This window comes from Mycobacterium sp. SMC-19 (genome assembly GCF_045310815.1).
GTDB lineage: Bacteria > Actinomycetota > Actinomycetes > Mycobacteriales > Mycobacteriaceae > Mycobacterium.
The window spans coordinates 78,232-94,648 of the sequence record NZ_JBJIAM010000006.1 but is presented as its reverse complement, the minus strand read 5'-3'; the positions used below and the strand labels follow the sequence as shown (position 1 = coordinate 94,648).

Annotated in this window: 19 protein-coding genes and 1 tRNA gene; 10 read left to right on the top strand and 10 right to left on the bottom strand. The window is 66.9% G+C overall.

Annotation, left to right across the window (positions count from 1 at the left end; all coding sequences use genetic code 11):
• Positions 1-108: 108 nt before the first annotated feature.
• From ACJH5R_RS14885 to ACJH5R_RS14855, 7 genes are all read right to left on the bottom strand, one after another.
• Positions 109-810: a hypothetical protein gene (locus ACJH5R_RS14885; RefSeq protein ID WP_406782269.1), complete on the bottom strand. Its 702-nt coding sequence runs from the start codon at positions 808-810 to the stop codon at positions 109-111.
• Entirely contained in the window at positions 807-2,357 is a 1,551-nt protein-coding gene (locus ACJH5R_RS14880; protein ID WP_406782268.1) for a hypothetical protein, read from the bottom strand. Before ACJH5R_RS14880 ends, ACJH5R_RS14885 begins: the two co-directional genes overlap by 4 nt.
• Positions 2,354-2,662, bottom strand: a complete 309-nt coding sequence (locus ACJH5R_RS14875; RefSeq protein WP_406782267.1) for a DUF2742 domain-containing protein — start codon at positions 2,660-2,662, stop codon at positions 2,354-2,356. The genes ACJH5R_RS14880 and ACJH5R_RS14875 overlap by 4 nt, the downstream gene beginning before the upstream one ends.
• Positions 2,659-2,838, bottom strand: a complete 180-nt coding sequence (locus ACJH5R_RS14870) for a DUF6011 domain-containing protein (RefSeq protein ID WP_406782266.1) — start codon at positions 2,836-2,838, stop codon at positions 2,659-2,661. Before ACJH5R_RS14870 ends, ACJH5R_RS14875 begins: the two co-directional genes overlap by 4 nt.
• Entirely contained in the window at positions 2,838-3,239 is a 402-nt protein-coding gene (locus ACJH5R_RS14865) for a DUF6907 domain-containing protein (protein ID WP_406782265.1), read from the bottom strand. Before ACJH5R_RS14865 ends, ACJH5R_RS14870 begins: the two co-directional genes overlap by 1 nt.
• Positions 3,239-3,739 (bottom strand): hypothetical protein, encoded by a 501-nt coding sequence (locus ACJH5R_RS14860; RefSeq protein ID WP_406782264.1) that lies wholly within the window; start codon positions 3,737-3,739, stop codon positions 3,239-3,241. The genes ACJH5R_RS14865 and ACJH5R_RS14860 overlap by 1 nt, the downstream gene beginning before the upstream one ends.
• A 160-nt stretch (positions 3,740-3,899) precedes the next feature.
• Positions 3,900-4,121: a helix-turn-helix domain-containing protein gene (locus ACJH5R_RS14855; protein WP_406782263.1), complete on the bottom strand. Its 222-nt coding sequence runs from the start codon at positions 4,119-4,121 to the stop codon at positions 3,900-3,902.
• A 96-nt stretch (positions 4,122-4,217) separates the two neighbouring features.
• Between ACJH5R_RS14855 and ACJH5R_RS14850 the strand changes: the two genes are divergently transcribed.
• Positions 4,218-4,826 (top strand): hypothetical protein, encoded by a 609-nt coding sequence (locus tag ACJH5R_RS14850; protein ID WP_406782262.1) that lies wholly within the window; start codon positions 4,218-4,220, stop codon positions 4,824-4,826.
• Positions 4,819-6,015, top strand: coding sequence for a tyrosine-type recombinase/integrase (locus ACJH5R_RS14845; RefSeq protein ID WP_406782261.1), 1,197 nt, complete (start codon positions 4,819-4,821; stop codon positions 6,013-6,015). The genes ACJH5R_RS14850 and ACJH5R_RS14845 overlap by 8 nt, the downstream gene beginning before the upstream one ends.
• A 79-nt stretch (positions 6,016-6,094) precedes the next feature.
• On the opposite strand, the gene ACJH5R_RS14840 is transcribed toward ACJH5R_RS14845, so the two are convergent.
• Positions 6,095-6,168 (bottom strand) — tRNA-Gly (locus tag ACJH5R_RS14840).
• Between the two features lie 160 nt (positions 6,169-6,328).
• Here ACJH5R_RS14840 and dcd point away from each other — a divergent pair.
• The 6 genes from dcd (at position 6,329) to rfbA (ending at position 12,439) form a co-directional block, all read left to right on the top strand.
• On the top strand, positions 6,329-6,901 hold the full coding sequence (dcd, locus tag ACJH5R_RS14835; protein ID WP_406759850.1) for a dCTP deaminase: 573 nt from the start codon (positions 6,329-6,331) through the stop codon (positions 6,899-6,901).
• A gap of 109 nt (positions 6,902-7,010) precedes the next feature.
• Positions 7,011-8,486, top strand: a complete 1,476-nt coding sequence (locus ACJH5R_RS14830) for a hypothetical protein (protein WP_406759849.1) — start codon at positions 7,011-7,013, stop codon at positions 8,484-8,486.
• Between the two features lie 112 nt (positions 8,487-8,598).
• Positions 8,599-10,326 (top strand): hypothetical protein, encoded by a 1,728-nt coding sequence (locus ACJH5R_RS14825; protein WP_406759885.1) that lies wholly within the window; start codon positions 8,599-8,601, stop codon positions 10,324-10,326.
• Between the two features lie 29 nt (positions 10,327-10,355).
• On the top strand, positions 10,356-11,117 hold the full coding sequence (locus tag ACJH5R_RS14820; RefSeq protein ID WP_406759848.1) for a maleylpyruvate isomerase family mycothiol-dependent enzyme: 762 nt from the start codon (positions 10,356-10,358) through the stop codon (positions 11,115-11,117).
• Positions 11,118-11,139: 22 nt separating this feature from the next.
• Positions 11,140-11,499: a nuclear transport factor 2 family protein gene (locus ACJH5R_RS14815; protein ID WP_406759847.1), complete on the top strand. Its 360-nt coding sequence runs from the start codon at positions 11,140-11,142 to the stop codon at positions 11,497-11,499.
• 73 nt (positions 11,500-11,572) lie between these two features.
• Entirely contained in the window at positions 11,573-12,439 is an 867-nt protein-coding gene (gene rfbA, locus ACJH5R_RS14810) for a glucose-1-phosphate thymidylyltransferase RfbA (RefSeq protein WP_406782260.1), read from the top strand.
• Positions 12,440-12,446: 7 nt separating this feature from the next.
• Here the strand turns inward: rfbA and ACJH5R_RS14805 are convergent, their stop codons facing one another.
• Positions 12,447-13,073, bottom strand: coding sequence for a TetR/AcrR family transcriptional regulator (locus tag ACJH5R_RS14805; protein ID WP_406759845.1), 627 nt, complete (start codon positions 13,071-13,073; stop codon positions 12,447-12,449).
• Positions 13,074-13,139: 66 nt separating this feature from the next.
• Between ACJH5R_RS14805 and ACJH5R_RS14800 the strand changes: the two genes are divergently transcribed.
• Positions 13,140-14,585 (top strand): carotenoid oxygenase family protein, encoded by a 1,446-nt coding sequence (locus ACJH5R_RS14800; RefSeq protein WP_406782259.1) that lies wholly within the window; start codon positions 13,140-13,142, stop codon positions 14,583-14,585.
• A gap of 11 nt (positions 14,586-14,596) precedes the next feature.
• A complete protein-coding gene (locus ACJH5R_RS14795; RefSeq protein WP_406759843.1) occupies positions 14,597-15,088 on the top strand; it encodes a DUF1707 domain-containing protein in 492 nt (163 codons plus the stop codon).
• Positions 15,089-15,117: 29 nt separating this feature from the next.
• Here ACJH5R_RS14795 and ACJH5R_RS14790 read toward each other — a convergent pair whose 3' ends face one another.
• Entirely contained in the window at positions 15,118-16,368 is a 1,251-nt protein-coding gene (locus tag ACJH5R_RS14790; protein ID WP_406759884.1) for a pyridoxal phosphate-dependent aminotransferase, read from the bottom strand.
• Positions 16,369-16,417: the final 49 nt, after the last annotated feature.

Genomic DNA, 16,417 nt, shown 5'->3' with positions numbered 1-16,417 from the left:
GACCGGTGGCTTTGGTGCAGGGGTTGCCAGGCTGGGCGCCGCAGTGGGGGCAGGGGACATCCCATGCGCCCGTGTCCCGATAGGCGGCGAGTACGACATGGCCGGCGGTCACGAGACGGCCTGGTGCTGGTAGTCGATGACGCGTCGCACGGTTGAGAAGCCGACATTGAGGCGGCGGGCGATCGTGCTGGGCGCGGTGCCGGAGGCGTGGGCTTCGAGCACCTGCGCGACGCGTTCGACTCCGATGCGCACAAGGCCAGTCGCGACGAGGCGGTGCGCGGCGTCCAGATGTGCACCGTCGTGCGCGGTCGGTTCGGCAGAGTGCAGTGCGTTGCTTACCGTGTTGTGCACTGCGACATGCACCGAGGGTGGCGTGTCCGTGTGATGCTCGGCGGTGTGCGCCTGCGGTGCGGGTTGGCTAAGCGCCAGGAGCGCGACCATGCTGGCGGTCATGCCCAGATCAATGATCAGGGGCGCTATCCACGCTATGCCGGGGGCGATGCCCGCCCAACCGATCACCAAGTCGCGCAAGGCGACGTAGTTGAGCGTGAACGCACCGATGGCGAGCACCACCGCGGCGGCCACCGCGGTGCGGTATGCGGCTCCGGCGATCCGGGCCTGCACCAGCATGTGCACTCCAAAAGTGGCGCATACCTGGATGCACACGACTGTGGCAGCCAGAGCGGATGCGATCACCGGGGAGCGCGCGTTGCCGAGCGCGGCGTGCGTCACGACGCCCGTCGTCGACACTGCCGCCGAGGCGATAAGCCACGCCCAAAAGAATCGCCTGGCTGTCCGGGTGGCGGTCATGAAGTGGCCTCTGCGGGAGCGATGGCATAGACGGTGGACTGGCCGATGCGGCGCACGAAGCTCAGTTCGGGGCTGCGCTGGATGTAGGTGGATACGTTCGGCGCCCCGTAGCCGTTGGCACGTCCGGCAGCGTGCACAGCAAACGATGTGACTTCGGTTTCGCCGGCGGCGCGGAGGTCGTCGATGTACTGGGCGAGCCAGTCCGGGCAGGACAGCTTCGCCTGGCTAGATTCCGGCGACCTGCGAGAATCGAGATCCGTGACGGTAGCTGAGGGTTCAGCGGTGAACTCCGGGGTCAGCGCCTCTGAACTGGCATTTTGGGTGCTGAACTGCGGTTCAGCGGTGAACTCCTGGGCCAGCTCGTAGTGCGTGCCGCCCTGTGGGGCCGCGACAGCTGACACCTGGCCGTCGGCAGCTAACTCGGCGATAGCCGAGTCGAGCAGTTCTCGGTATTCGCGTTTGCCCATCCTGGACATCAGATCCCGCCGCGCGGTGCGGCCGTTGGTCAACACCTTGAGCACCCGGCGCTTCACGACGTCGAGGCGTCGGCCGTCTATGACCTCTTCGCCTACTGCACGACTGATCGCGCGATCGCGAAGCTTGGCTCGGGCTGCCTGGCGGTCATAGTCGATCACTGCGTTTCGGGTGGCGTCGGACTTGGCCATGACGACCTCGGACAGTTGCCAGTCCAGTTCGGAGATGACCGACCGGTGATCGAGAATTGCGAGCGCCGCTGCGACCTTGAGTCGGGTCAAGGTTCGGTGGCCATCGAGGGCGTCAACTTCTCCGCGCTGATTGGCCAACAGTCCCGCTGCGACGTACTCAGCAATCTGCGGGGTGCCGTACTGGATCAGCACCGGCTTGTCCGCCAGCGCCCACCCCGGCAGATTCGTGGCCAGCACCCGGTCAGGTTCCGGACCGGGGATGTCCGGGATGGAAGGGTCGGTGACCGATCCCCACACCAGTCGTTGTGGCGTGCCGCCCGATACGTCGTCGAGAAGGACCCCGCAGTGGCCGAACTGTGCGCTGATGGACAGGCCCAGCCGGTAGCTGTCAGCCGGGACTGAGCGCGTCGTAGCAGTGGATGCACCCTTGCTGCCGAGCCTGTCACCTGTCAGCGCCGCTTTGAATGCCGCCCTGGTGTTGTTGCCCTGCCCGGCATTGAGGGCGGTCAGGTGGTCAATCTCTGAGACGGTGATCAGGGCGCGGGTGATCCGGTCCTCGGGATCTTTCGTTTCCTTGAAGAGGTCGTGGATGCCCTGCCCTGAACCGAGTCCTTCTTCGTGAATGTCGTCGCGGGGCCAGACAGTGCGAGCCAACTTGTCAGTGACCCCCTTGCCGGAACCTGACCGGCCGACGAGAACGATGCCCATGTTCAGCGATGCTGGGGCTGGCGGGCCGGGCAACATCACGCGGTGGCTGGTGGACAAATCCACCCGTAGCAGCACCGTGAGTAGCAAGGCCATCGGTGCTACGTATCGTGCCCGTGCCCATTGGTGAATCAGGTTGAGTTGGTCGGTGGCTGACCAGAATTCGTCGTCAGTCAAGATGCCCTCCTGGGGATGTATGCAGGGCCGCGTCCGGCCCGGATGCACCGGGATACGGCGTGCCAGTTCTCCGATGCGGCAATGGCTTTGGATGCGTCGGCAGCGGCGGTTTGGGTGATGTCCCATTGCAGGACGGCGTGCTGGCCAGCGTCAGCGAGGGCAATCAGCTTCTCTATGCTGTCGTCGGGCATGGCGCGCCATTCCGGGGAGCCGGCCAGCGGCAGTGGCCCGCAGTTGGCGGCCTTGATTACCTCGGTGATGAACCGGTTGACTTCCGACCAGGACACCTGGCGGCTGCTCGTCATCCGGCCTCCCGCACCGCACACGAGGGTCCGATGCCAGCGCGGACACTCTGAGGGTCGGTCAGCCACCGATTGCAGCAGCGACACTGCACCGCGATCCGCCACGGCACGAGGTCGGTGGGGACACCGGGCCGAAGCCCGATGCCGCCCTCCGTGATGATCTGCGCCTTGTTGGACATCAGAGGCCGCCCTGGATCTCGGCGGCGACCGTCAACAGGTGCTTGGCCATGACGACTGCTTCGGCTGGCGTCAGCTTGAACTCCGTATCGACGCTCCAGAACGGGCGGCTGCTCTCCCGGTAAACGTGCAGCGCGACGTATGGCAGCCGGTAGTAGCGCCCACACGCGTATGCGCTGATATGCGGATCGGCGCCGATGTCGAGTTCCTTGTGGGCTGCCGGGGCGGCCTCTTCGAGACTGCACCCGACTGTGTAGAGCTGCCCCTGGCACCACTGGTCTTCGCGGTGAGATTCCTGCGGGTGGCCGTCGCCTTCAAGGCACCAGGGGGCGCAGGGCCAACTGTTGGTGAGAGTCGACTCTGCCGTAGCCCGCATCGTTGTCGTCAGAGAGTCGGCGGTCATCACTGCACCACCCACTGGTCGGTGAGATCAGCTGCCGCCAGCAGTGCCCCGGCCAAGGCCCGTGCGTCCGCGGCACTGTAGTTGCCGCTGTCAGCGAAGATGCGCGGCGCTTCCGGCCCCTCAATGACCAGGGTTCCGTCATCGAGCTGGACTGCGCCTACCCGGATACCAAGGTCAGGCAGAGGGGCGGGCAACTCGAAGGTCGGCGACCAAACGCACCTACTGGTGATCCCGGTGGTGTCATCGGTCTCGAACTCGTCGGTGTGCCCCGGATCGGCACCGGGCGGCTGGGGGACGGTGTAGGTGCTCATCGGGCCCACCACCCCGTTGACTAGGGCCAGCAGGTGGTTGGCAAAGGCGACAGCCTCGGAGTCGGCCAGGTGAAGGGTGCGGCCGCAGAAGTTCAGCGTGACGATGCCGTTGCGGAGGTAGGCGACGGGCCGGTCAACGTTGATCGGATCGACCAACAGGTACGGGATCGGCTGATGGTGTGCTTTCATGGTGTTCAGGACTCCTGTTCTTGGATGAGTGGGGGTTTCTGCGAGCCCTCGGCGGTGTTGGCGCACCGACCGGGGGCATTTTTCGTACGGAGGTCTTCCGTCTTGTCCGCCTCGTCCCAGATACCGAGGTCGGGGTGCGATTCCTGCGGGTAGACGCGCATCAGGCCGCATCACCACCGGTTTGGTCGACGCGGTCGATGTAGTCGTTGATGGCCGTCTCGGAGACCAACCGCCGTCGCCCGACTTTCACCGACCGCAGCTCCCCGCTGCGTATCAGATCGAAGACCATGCTCCGGCCGATCGACAGCCGCTGCATGACGGCCTCGACTGTCCACAACCGGCTGTTGAACCGGTCGACCTGCTCCTGTAGCTCGGGCGCCACGACCCCTCCTCATTCGTAAGGCGAAGAATTTCCTCGTCTTGCGCAGATTAACACGGACTTATACGGACGCAAGCGCGTGTGGCATAATTTCTTCGCATGGCGAAGGAGCGGGTATATCCCAGCGACGGCGACAAATGGGCTGCTGAACTGGTTGAACGCATCGGTTCCGCTATGAAGAGGGCGCGCGCGGGCGGAAAATCCGCCGCATGGTTGAGCGCGCGCACCGAAGAGATCGGCTACCGAATATCACCTACGGTGGTATCCAAGCTGGATTCTGGACACAGGGGCGGCGTACTAAGTGTCCCCGAGCTACTCGTTATCGCGGCAGCTCTGGAAATTCCAGCGCTCGACTTGCTCTACTCAGACCATGACCAGCAGGTATGCGTACTCCCTGGCGTCAACGCCTCGACCAAGGTGGCGCGCAACCTGTTCACTGGCCACGATCTGGAACGTCTGGAACGCATCGATGCCGAAGTGCAGCAAGCGAACGACATGCTGCGGGAGGCAATTGAGGAACATCGCCAGGCGGTTGAGGGTCAGCAGCAGGCCAACAACAACATGCGGGAAGCGCTCGCGGCGCGACGCCAGGCAGTCGAGGAGTTTCGTCAGGCCGCCGAGGAACTGCAAGCCGCAATCGAGATCAGGCAGCAGGCGATCGAAATGCAGCGGACACCAAGAGGCGACGATACGGCCGGCGATGCCTAGGCAGCGGATGGAGCCAGGCGAGCACGGCAAGATTGCCGAGCGCGTTGTCACGCACGAACTGAACGGAACGAAGCAGGAAATCTTCTACGCCTCAACTTACTTGCGGCTGCACAGTGGGAAGCTGCGTGAGCGTGAGGCGTCGTCGCGAAAGTCGGCCGAGGATGCCCGGCGGGAGCTGAAGCGCCGCATCGCCGACGAACTCGAAGCCGGGGAACCCACGGGCGTAATCAACCGGACCACCACCCTGTCAGAACTGTTCGCGGCATGGATTCCGGCCAAGATCGCCGAGGACCGTATCGGGGAGCGGACCGCGACCATCTACCGGGATACGTGGCGGCTGCACGGTGAACCGTGGGGCGGTGACCTACGGATCGCGGAACTGACTACCAGCCGGGCCGATGCGCACCTGAAGGCGTTGCCGTCGTCGTCGGCGATCTACTTGAGGATCATCTTGTCGGGGATGTACAGCCTGGCGGCCCGGTTCGACGTGGTGAAGCACAACCCGATCCGGGAGACGAAGACGGCCAAGCCGGAGCGCAAGAAGGCGCGTGCGCTGACGGGCATGGAGCTGGAACAGGTGCGCCGTGCCGTCGAGGTGTGGTGCGGGCATCGGGGGCCGGGGCCTCGTCGGGGGTTGATGCTGCCGGCGTTCGTGGAGCTGCTCGCGGCGACGGGTGTGCGGCCGGGGGAGGTGCTGGCGATCGAATGGGATGAGGTCGACTTGCTCGCCGTGCCGCCGACCGTCACCGTCTCCGGGACTGTGCAGGACGCGGGGCGGGTGGCCGGTAAGCCGCTGCACCGTCAGGACCGCCGCAAAGGGGATGCGCCGCCGCACACGGTGACACTGCCGAAGTTCGGCGCCCAGGTGCTCACCGACCTCTACGCGATCACCGGCCCGACCGGCACGGTGCTCAAGAACAGAGACGGCGGCCTGATGTCCCTGTCCAACATCCGATCATCACTGCGGGAGGCACTGGCACCGCACGCTGACCTGAAGTGGGTGACACCGCACAGCTTCCGACGGTCGGTGGCCACCGTTGTGCGGGACGGGCTCGGTGTCGAGGCGGCCCAACAGCAGCTGTCGCACGCCCAGCTCGCGACCACCGAAGGGCACTACGTTCAGCGGGTGACGGCCGGACCGGATACCCGCGCTGTGCTGGAAGAATGGGCCAGCAAACCGACCGGCTGACCCAATTTACGGGGAAAATGCGGGATTTCGCGAATGCAAGTTTGCTGGCAAACTTCCGAAAGCCTCTGACCTGCATGTATGGAGCCGATGACGGGAATCGAACCCGCGTATTCAGCTTGGGAAGCTGATGTTCTGCCATTGAACTACATCGGCACTGGTGCGCTAGCAGGCTAGCATCCGGGCGCCCAGCCGCTCCGCGAGTGTGCGGAATCGTTGGCCGAACCGCCGAAAACCGAATCAAACCGCACACTCGGTGGCCACCACGGGCTTGGTCATCCGGCCCGGCCCGCGGGTCGAGCGATACGCTCGTGCCGTGCTGCTCTCCGATCGCGATCTGCGGGCCGAAATCGCTGCTGGCCGGCTGGGCATCGACCCGTTTGACGACGAGCTGGTACAGCCGTCCAGCGTGGACGTCCGCCTCGACAGCCTGTTCCGGGTGTTCAACAACACCCGCTACACCCACATCGATCCGGCCAAACAGCAAGACGAGCTGACCACGCTGGTCGAACCCAAACCCGGCGAACCGTTCGTGCTGCATCCCGGGGAGTTCGTGCTGGGCTCCACGCTGGAGTGCTGCACCCTGCCGGAGGATCTGGCCGGCCGGCTGGAGGGCAAGTCGAGCCTGGGCCGCCTCGGCCTGCTGACCCACTCCACCGCGGGTTTCATCGATCCCGGCTTCTCCGGGCACATCACGCTGGAGCTGTCCAACGTGGCGAATCTGCCGATCACGCTGTGGCCGGGTATGAAGATCGGCCAGCTGTGCCTGCTGCGATTGACCAGTCCGGCCGAGCACCCGTACGGCAGTACGCGCGTAGGGTCGAAATATCAGGGCCAGCGCGGGCCGACGCCGTCCCGCTCGTACCAGAACTTCATCAAGTCCGGTTAGCCCTCGGACCTGACGGCCGCCCCGCGGCTGCGATGAAGCCGGTATCGGCCAGCCCTGGTGGGGGTTCGGCCCACATACCTGGCCGATAAGCAGTAACAGGGGAGGTTTCGTGGAGATCGTTCTTGGGGTGTCGGTGGCACCCTCGGCGGTCCGCATGGTGTTGGTGGAAGGCGAGAACGCCGACGGGGTCACCGTGGAGCACGACGACTTCGACGTGATGGATGGCGCCCAAACCGCGCCGGAGCGTGTGGTGTCGGCGATTCTGGGCACCCGTGAGGGCGCCCGCGAGGGCGGCTATGAGCTGAGCTCCACCGGCGTGACCTGGAGCAATCCGGCCGAGGCGAACGCGCTGCGCGAGGCGCTCGCGGGCCGCAAGGTCGAAAACGTGATGCTGGTGTCGGCGTTTCTTGCCGCGGCAGCGCTGGCCCAGTCGGTGGGCAGTGCGACGCGTTACGCCCGGACAGCGCTGCTGTTCGTCGAGCCGGAAGCCGCCACGCTGGCCGTCGTCAATTCCGACGACGGTTCGATCACCGAGATTCACCGTCAGTCGCTGTCGAACGACGATGAGCGTGCGGTCGGCGAGATCACCGAGCTGGCCGCCGGTGCGCAACGGCTGGAGTCGAACCCCGACGGCCTGTTCGTGGTGGGCTCGGGCGTCAACGTGGCGATGATCAAACCGGAGTTGGACAAGGCCACTCCGCTGCCGGTCAGCGTGCCCGAGGAACCGGACATGGCGCTGGCCCGTGGGGCAGCGTTGGCCAGCGCGCACGCCCCGCTGTTCTCGTCCTCCACCCGGGCAGTGGCCTGGGCGCAGGACCCGGGCACCGGCGAAATGGATCCGGCACTGGCCGGTGCCGGATACGCCTACGTCGCGCCCGACGGGGTCAACTACGACGAGGTGGACTACAACGCCACCAGCGATAACGAGCCACTGGCCTACAGCGCGCTTCCGGACAGTGGCGTGGTCCTGGGGGCCGCGCTTCCGGATCTCGCCGACGATCCCGAACTCGTCGACTCCCGGATGCTGGACTTCAGTACCGGCATCCAGCCGCGGGAACGCAAGCCGATGCTGGTCACCGGCGGGGTCGCGGCGATATTCGTGATCGGGGTGCTGGGGCTGGCGATCGCGTTGGCCGTCGGGATGCGGGCGGCCAACCAGCACCGACCTGACGTGCGGGCGAACGTCGTCACCCATCAGGCACCGCCGCCGGCTGCCGTCGTCACGCCCGCACCGGCGCCTCCGCAGGCCCCGCCCGCTCCGGCCGGCGAACCGGCTCCGCCGCGGGCTCCGGCGCCAGCTCCCGCTCCAGTGCCCGAGGCCCCGGCTCCAGCAGCCCCCGCACCGGTGGCACCGCCTCCACCGCCTCCGGCGCTCCCGCCGCCACCGCTTCCCAACCTGGGGATTCCGGGCCTGCCCGGCGGTCCGCCGCTGTTCGGCCCGCCCCGGGGCGGTTGGGGCGGCGACGACGACTGGGGGCCCGGTGGTGGTCATGGCCGCGGTGGCGGTCATGGCGGTGGCCACGGTGGTGGTCACGGCCGCGGTGGTGGCGGGTTCCCGTTTAAGATCCCCGGCCTTCCTTTCTGAGTGGGGATTCACATCCAACAGTCGTAAGATGGGCTAATAATTCGCCGGCCGTAGTGGAGGAGGTGCGGTGGACATCGTTCTGGGGGTCTCGATGGCACCGCCATCGGTACGCATGGTCCTCGTCGAGGGGGAGCGCGCCGGTGGCGTGACCGTCGATGAAGACGGATTCGAGGTGGATGCCGACGAGAAGGCGTTCCCCGACCAGGTCGTGTCGGCCATCCTGGGCACCCAGGAAAGTGCCCGGGAGAGCGGCTACCGGCTGGCCTCGACCGGGGTGACCGTCGCCAACCAGCTGCAAGCCGGCCAGCTGCGTGATGCGCTGGCCGGTCACCGGGTCGAGAACGTGATGCTGGTGTCGGCGTTCTTGGCCGCGGCAGCACTGGCACAGACGGTGGGCGGGTCGATCGGCTACGAGCGGACCGCGCTGATGTTCATCGAGCCCGATGGCGCGACCCTGGCCGTCGTCGACTCCTCGGATGGCTCGATAGCCGAGGTGCAGCGGGTGGCCCTGCCATCCGATGACGCCGCCGCGGTGGGCGCGCTGACCCGTCTGGCCGCCCAGGCCGGCCGCCTGTCGTCGCGACCCGACGGCCTGTTCGTGGTCGGTTCCGGAGTCAACGTCGGCATGGTCAAGCCCGAGCTGGACGCGGTCAGTGCCATCCCGGTGAGCGTGCCCGAGGAGCCCGAGACCGCGCTGGCGCGCGGCGCGGCGCTGGCCAGTGCCCATGCGCCGCTGTTCGACTCCTCGACTTCGGCACTGGCGTGGGCACGCGACCCGGGCACCGGCGTGATCGACCCGGACTTGGTCGCGCTCGCCTATGCCCACCAGGCCGACTATGACGCCACCATGGGCGAGTATGCGCTGGCCTACAGTGCGGTGCGCGACGACACCGCCGACAGCGGCTATCTGAACCTGGTCGACGGTGACGGCTTTGACGGCGCTGTCATCGAGGACGACGACTACCCGCCGAGTTCCGGTGTGGATCTGTTCGAGGACAGCAAACCTCTTCGGCGACGCAACCCCTTCCTGCTGGCCGGCAGCGGGCTGGCGGCGTTCTTCGTGGTCGGGGTCTCCAGCCTGGTGGTGGCGCTGGCGGTCAGCATCCGGCCCACCGCCGCAGATCATCCGCCGCCCGCCGGTCACATCGTGGTCCCCACCCAGCAGGCCCCGGCCCCGGCGCCTGTCCCCGAGGCGGCGCCCCCACCTGCCCCCGCGCCGCCACCGGCGGCCCCGCCCGTCACCGAGGTCCCGGTAGCTCGGCCGGCGCCGGCCGCGCCTGCTCCTGCGCCAGCACCGGCGGCTCCGGCTCCCGCCCCAGCGGCCCCGGCTCCCGCGCCGGTGGCCCCGGTGCCGATTCCGGTGCCCATCCATGTGCCCGCGCCGGTCGAGGCGCCGGCACCTGCTGCACCGGTCCCCGCACCGCCTCCGATCCAGCAACCCGAGCTGCCGCCGATCTTCCGGCCACCGTCCAACAACGGCGGCAACCCTTCCTGGCTGCCGGGCAACAACAACGGTGGCGGCAACAAGGGTGGTAACCCGTCCTGGCTGCCCGACAACGATGGCGGCGGCAAGAAGGGTGGTAACCCGTCCTGGCTGCCCGACAACGATGGCGGCGGAAAAAAGGGTGGCAACCCGTCACCCTGGCTGCCCGGCATCGGCGGCAACGGTGGTGGCGGGAACCCGTGGTTCCCGGGCCTCGGCGGCGGCGGCAACGGCAACGGTGGTGGGCGCGGCGGTGGCGGTGGCGGCGGCTCCTGGTTCCCGGGCCTCGGCGGTGGCGGAGGCGGAGGCGGCCACGGCGGTGGTGGCGGTGGCGGCAAAGGCGGCTGGCCCTTCTGAGCCGGCACAGAATCCACTAGCCTGACGGCGTGGACTACGCCGCAGCATTGCTCGATGAGACGCGCGCGTTCGGGGGGCTGATCCGCGCCGGCGATCCGCAGTTGGCGATCCCGACTTGCCCGGAGTGGAACCTCACCCAACTGTTCCGGCACTTCGGGCGTGGAAACCGTTGGGCCGCACAAATCGTCGCCGATCGAATGGACGGTCCCCTGGACCCGCGTGACGTCGTCGACGGCAAACCGCCCGCCGAGCCCGACGCAGCCCTCGACTGGCTGCACGACGGCGCACAGCGTGTGTTGGACGCGGTGGCCCACGCTGGGCCGGAGACGCCGGCGTGGACGTTCATGGGTCCACGTCCGGCCTCGTGGTGGGTGCGCCGCCGGCTGCACGAGGCAACCGTGCACCGCGCCGACGCCGCGCTGGCGCTCGGCGTTGACTTCGCCCTGTCCCCGGAGTTGGCCGCCGACGGGATCGGTGAGTTGCTGGACCTGATCCCCACGCTCATCGCGCGCAATGGGCAGACGTTGCCGCTGGCCGAAGGCCACAGCGTGCACCTGCACGCCACCGATGACGGCCTCGGGCCGGCCGGGGAGTGGACCATCAGCAGACCGAGCGGTACCGACACGGTGAGCTGGTCGCATGAGCACGGCAAAGGCTCGGTGGCCCTGCGTGGTCCGGCGCGCGACCTGTTTTTGGCGGTGATGCGCCGGGTGCCGATAGCCGATACCGACATCGCGATCTTCGGCGACGCCGCGGTGTGGCAGAACTGGGTCGACCACACCGCCTTCTGATCGGGCGGTAGTTTTGGCGACCATGAGCACATCGGAGATCGCAACGGTCCTCGCCTGGCACGACGCCCTGGCCGCCGGTGATCTGGACACCCTGGAACAGCTGTCCAGCGACGACATCGAGGTGGCCGACGCAAACGGGGCCGGGCAGGGGCATCAGGCGTTGCGCGGGTGGGCCGCGTCGGCGCAGGTGAGCGCCGGAATCGGCCGAATGTACGTGCACGACGGCGTGGTGGTGGCCGAGCTGACCCCGGTGGGAGCGGGCACAGCCCAGGCGGTCGCCTTCCGGGTGGTGCGCGATCACGTCACCGCGGTGTTCCGCCACGACGACCTGGACCACGCCCTGGCCGCCACGGACCTCTCCGAAGCAGATCGGGTCGATTAGCCCGCTGTGTTGATGACGTCGACCCGCTGCGCCCGGCTCCGCCGCGCTTGCGATCGCCGTTAGGCTAGGCGGCATGCGCGGGATCATCCTGGCCGGTGGCTCCGGCACCCGCCTGCATCCGATCACCATGGGCGTCAGCAAGCAGCTGCTGCCGGTGTACGACAAGCCGCTGGTCTACTACCCGCTGTGCACGCTGATGCTGGCGGGAATTCGGGACATTCAGGTGATCACCACCGGCCACGACGCGCCCGCCTTCCAGCGACTGCTGGGGGACGGCAGGGCGTTCGGGGTCGACATCAGCTACGCCGTCCAGGAGCAGCCGGACGGACTGGCGCGAGCGTTCGTGATCGGCGCCGACCACATCGGCACCGACTCTGTTGCGCTGGTGTTGGGGGACAACATCTTCTACGGCGCCGGCTTGGGAACCAGCCTGCGGCGTCACCAATCCCTTTCCGGTGCAGTTATTTTCACGTACTGGATGGCCGACCCATCGGCCTACGGTGTGGTCGAGTTCGACGCGAACGGGTCAGCGGTGTCGGTGGTGGAGAAGCCGACCTCGCCCCGGTCGCACTACGCGATACCCGGGCTGTATTTCTATGACAACGACGTCGTCGAGATCGCCCGGGGCCTCAAGCCTTCCGCGCGCGGCGAGTACGAGATCACCGACATCAACCAGACCTACCTCGAGCAGGGCCACCTCACGGTCGAGACCCTGGCCCGCGGTACCGCGTGGCTGGACACCGGGACTTTCGACTCACTGCTGGACGCCGGCGATTACGTCCGCACCGTCGAGCGGCGCCAGGGCCTCAAGATCGGTGTGCCCGAAGAGGTGGCCTGGCGGATGGGCTTCATCGACGACGCCGCACTCGCCGCCCGGGCCGCGGCGCTGTGCAAGTCCGGCTACGGCGACTACCTGATGGGCTTGTTGGATCGTCGGTGACGGGTGCTCACTGACGAATGGCGTCGGCCGCACGTCGCAGTGACAGCTCGGCGCTTGTCCGACTGTCGCCCATCCCGACGAACAGGTCGATGGTCATCGGGCTGAGGATGTGAGTCAGCGCCCGGCCGTCCTGCTCGAACGTGCCGACAAGTTCCAGCAGCACCACGCCGTGGATCATGCTCCAGATTCGCCCGGCCAGTTCAACGGCGTCGTCGGCGCGGATCCGGCCGGTGGTGACAATACGATCCACGGCGGCGACGAGTTGGTCGAAGGTCGCTGTCGCTACGGGTATTTCGGGGACGTGAAACTTCTGGGGTGCGGCGAGCCCGAACATCAGCCGATAGCGTTGCGGGCTGGCTAGCGCGAACTCCCGGTAGGCGTAACCCATGACGAAGAAGTCCGCCATCGGATCGTCGGTCTTGGGTGCGGACGCCAGCGCGGCGCCGAAACGCTCGAACGCGGCGGAGACGATTGCCTCCAGGAGCCCGTTCATCCCGCCGAAGTGGGTGTAGACCGCCATGGTGGAGGCGCCGATCTCGGCGGCGACCTTGCGGGCCTGCAGAGACTCGGGGCCCTCGCTGTCCAGCAGTCGGGTACCGGCCTCGATCAGGCGATCGCGCGGGCTCGAATTCACCCTTGCCATCCTGCCATAACAGTGTTATACATGGTCCATAACATTGTTATGGACAGGAGGTGTCCGATGACCAATCCTTACCTTCAGGGCGGATTCGCGCCGATCGCACAGGAGCACACCCTCACCGAGCTGGCGGTGACCGGGACTATCCCGGACTACCTGGACGGGCGCTACCTGCGTAACGGGCCCAACCCGGTCGGCGAGATCGATCCCGCGTTCTATCACTGGTTCATCGGGGACGGCATGGTCCACGGCGTGCGCCTTCGCGACGGCAAGGCCGAGTGGTACCGCAACCGGTACGTGCGGGGCCCGCAGACTGCGGCCGCGCTCGGCGAATCGCCGCGCCCCGGCCGGCACGGCGGGGCTTCCGGGATCGGCGCCAACACCAACGTGATCGGCCACGCCGGGCGGACCCTTGCGCTGATCGAGGGCGGGATCTCCTGCTACGAGCTGACCGACGAGCTGGAGACCGTCGGCACCTGCGACTTCGACGGCACGTTGTCCGGCGGGTACACCGCGCACCCCAAACGTGACCCCGACACCGGTGAGCTGCATGCCGTGTCGTACGCGTTCAACCGCGGAAACACTGTCCAGTACTCGGTGATCGGCGCCGACGGTCGGGCGCGGCGCACCGTGGATATCGAAGTCACCGGTTCTCCGATGATGCACGACTTCTCGCTCACCGAGAACCACGTCGTCTTCTATGACCTGCCGGTCACGTTCGACGCCCGCCAGGTCGCCGAGGGTGCAGCGCCGCCTGGCCTGCGGCTACCGGTGCGGCTGATCATGTCGGCTCTGATCGGCCGGGTGCGCATTCCGGATCCGATCATGGCCCGGTTGCCGATGCCCAAGAGCAGTGTTCGCACCATGCCGTATCGGTGGAACCCGAAATACCCTGCGCGGGTAGGAGTAATGCCACGTGACGGGGGCAACGACGACGTTCGGTGGTTCGAAGTGGAACCGTGCTACGTGTTCCATCCGATGAATGCCTACGACGAGGGTGACACCGTCGTCCTCGATGTGGTCCGGCATCCGAAGATGTTCGACACCGAGATGCGTGGCCCCGCCGAGGGGCTGCCCACGCTGGAACGGTGGACCATCGACCTGGCCGACGGCAAGGTCCGCGAATCTCGGGTTGACGATCGTGGTCAGGAGTTTCCCCGCGTTGACGAACGACTGGTCGGCAAGCGGCACCGGTTCGGCTACGCGGTCAGTATCGGCAACGGCGTAGTCCCCGACGCGACGCTGCTCAAACACGACCTGGTCGGCGGGTCGGCAGCGACGCGTTCATTCGGTGAGGGAAAACAGTTGGGTGAGTTCGTCTTCCATCCGGCAACGGCGGACGCGGCCGAAGATGACGGCGTTCTGATGGGCTTCGTCTACGACAGCTCGACCGACACCAGCGAGCTGGCGATCCTGGATGCGGCCACGCTGGAGGACATCGCGGGCATCCACCTGCCGCACCGTGTCCCGGCCGGATTTCACGGCAACTGGGTGCCTAACGGCCAATAGGGGTGCGACACATGACCACACGATTCGTCACGCCATCGGATTCTGCTGTACGAGTAGGTGACGCGGAGCGGGGCCGCACCGCCGACCATCTCGGTCAGGCGTTCACCCAGGGCTACCTGTCGATGGAGGAATACGAGACACGACTGGCCTGGGCGTTTGAGGCTCAGACAGCCGGAGCGCTCGAGGATCTCCTCACCGATCTGCCTGTCGCGCAGATCATCAGGAGAGACCCCCGCCGTTCTGCGCAACGCAGCGCGGCCGCCCGACGGGGCGTCCAGATTCACCTGGGCGTCTACCTGGCCGTGTCCGTGTTGATGATCGGCATCTGGCTGGTGACCGCGGTGACCGCCGGTGCGTGGTACTTCTGGCCGGTCTGGCCGATCCTCGGATGGGGCATCGGGATCGTCTCGCACGCGATTCCCGTCGGGGCGTGTGCGCGCAGGGCTTCGGGTGCCGTCGAGCCTGTTGTTAGCGAGTTCGGTACTCGAACTTTCTCGCGCTAACTACAGTTTCGGCGCAAGCGCCGAAGAAACTAGGGGCGGTAGCTGACCAGGAAGTTGCCCAGCCGCTCGATGGCGCTGGACAGGTCGCGGGCCCACGGCAGGGTCACGATGCGCAGGTGGTCGGGCGCCGGCCAGTTGAACCCGGTGCCCTGGGTGACCAGGATCTTCTCCTGCAACAACAGGTCCAGCACCAACTGCTCGTCGTTGTCGATCGGATAGACCTCCGGGTCCAGCCGCGGGAACGCGTAGAGCGCACCACGGGGCTTGACGCAGGAGACACCGGGGATCTCGTTGAGCTTGCTCCAGGCCACATCACGCTGTTCGAGTAGCCGCCCACCCGGCAGCACCAGATCATCGATGCTCTGGTGGCCGCCCAACGCCACCTGAATGGCGTGCTGGGCCGGCACATTCGGGCACAGCCGCATGTTGGCCAGCAGGTTGATGCCCTCCAGGAAGCTGGTTGCGTGCTCCTTGGGGCCGGTGATCGCCAGCCAGCCGGAGCGGTAGCCGGCCACCCGGTAGGCCTTCGACAGGCCATTGAAGGTCAAGCACAACAGATCTGGCGCCAGGGTGGCCAGGCTGGTGTGCTCGGCGTCGTCATAGAGGATCTTGTCGTAGATCTCATCGGCCAGCAGCAGCAGCTGGTGCTTACGGGCCAACTCGGCGATCTGGCCGAGGACCTCGCGGCTGTAGACCGCCCCGGTCGGGTTGTTCGGGTTGATCACGACCAACGCCTTGGTGCGTTCGGTGATCTTCGATTCCATGTCGGCGATGTCGGGCTGCCAGCCCTGGGTCTCGTCGCACAGATAGTGCACCGGGGTGCCACCGGCCAGCGAGGTCGACGCCGTCCACAGCGGGTAGTCCGGGGCCGGGATCAGCACCTGGTCGCCGTTGTCCAACAGCGCCTGCAACACCAGCGAGATCAGTTCGGAGACGCCGTTACCGAGGTAGACATCGTCGACGTCGAAGCGGGGGAAGCCTTCCACCAATTCGTAGCGGGTGACCACCGCGCGCCGCGCCGGCAGGATGCCCTGGGAGTCCGAGTAGCCCTGCGCATACGGCAGCGCCTGGATCATGTCCCGCATGATCACGTCGGGCGCGTCGAACCCGAATGGCGCCGGGTTGCCGATGTTGAGCTTGAGGATGCGGTGCCCCTCGGCCTCCATCCGGGCGGCCTGGGCGTGGATCGGGCCGCGGATCTCGTAGAGGACGTCCTGCAGCTTGGTCGACTGCGCGAACGTACGCTGCCGTGGCTGACTGCCGGTGGCAGGCCAGGGCATCTGGTGCGGCAACGAATGAGCGGTCACGTTGGCAATAATCCCATAGCTG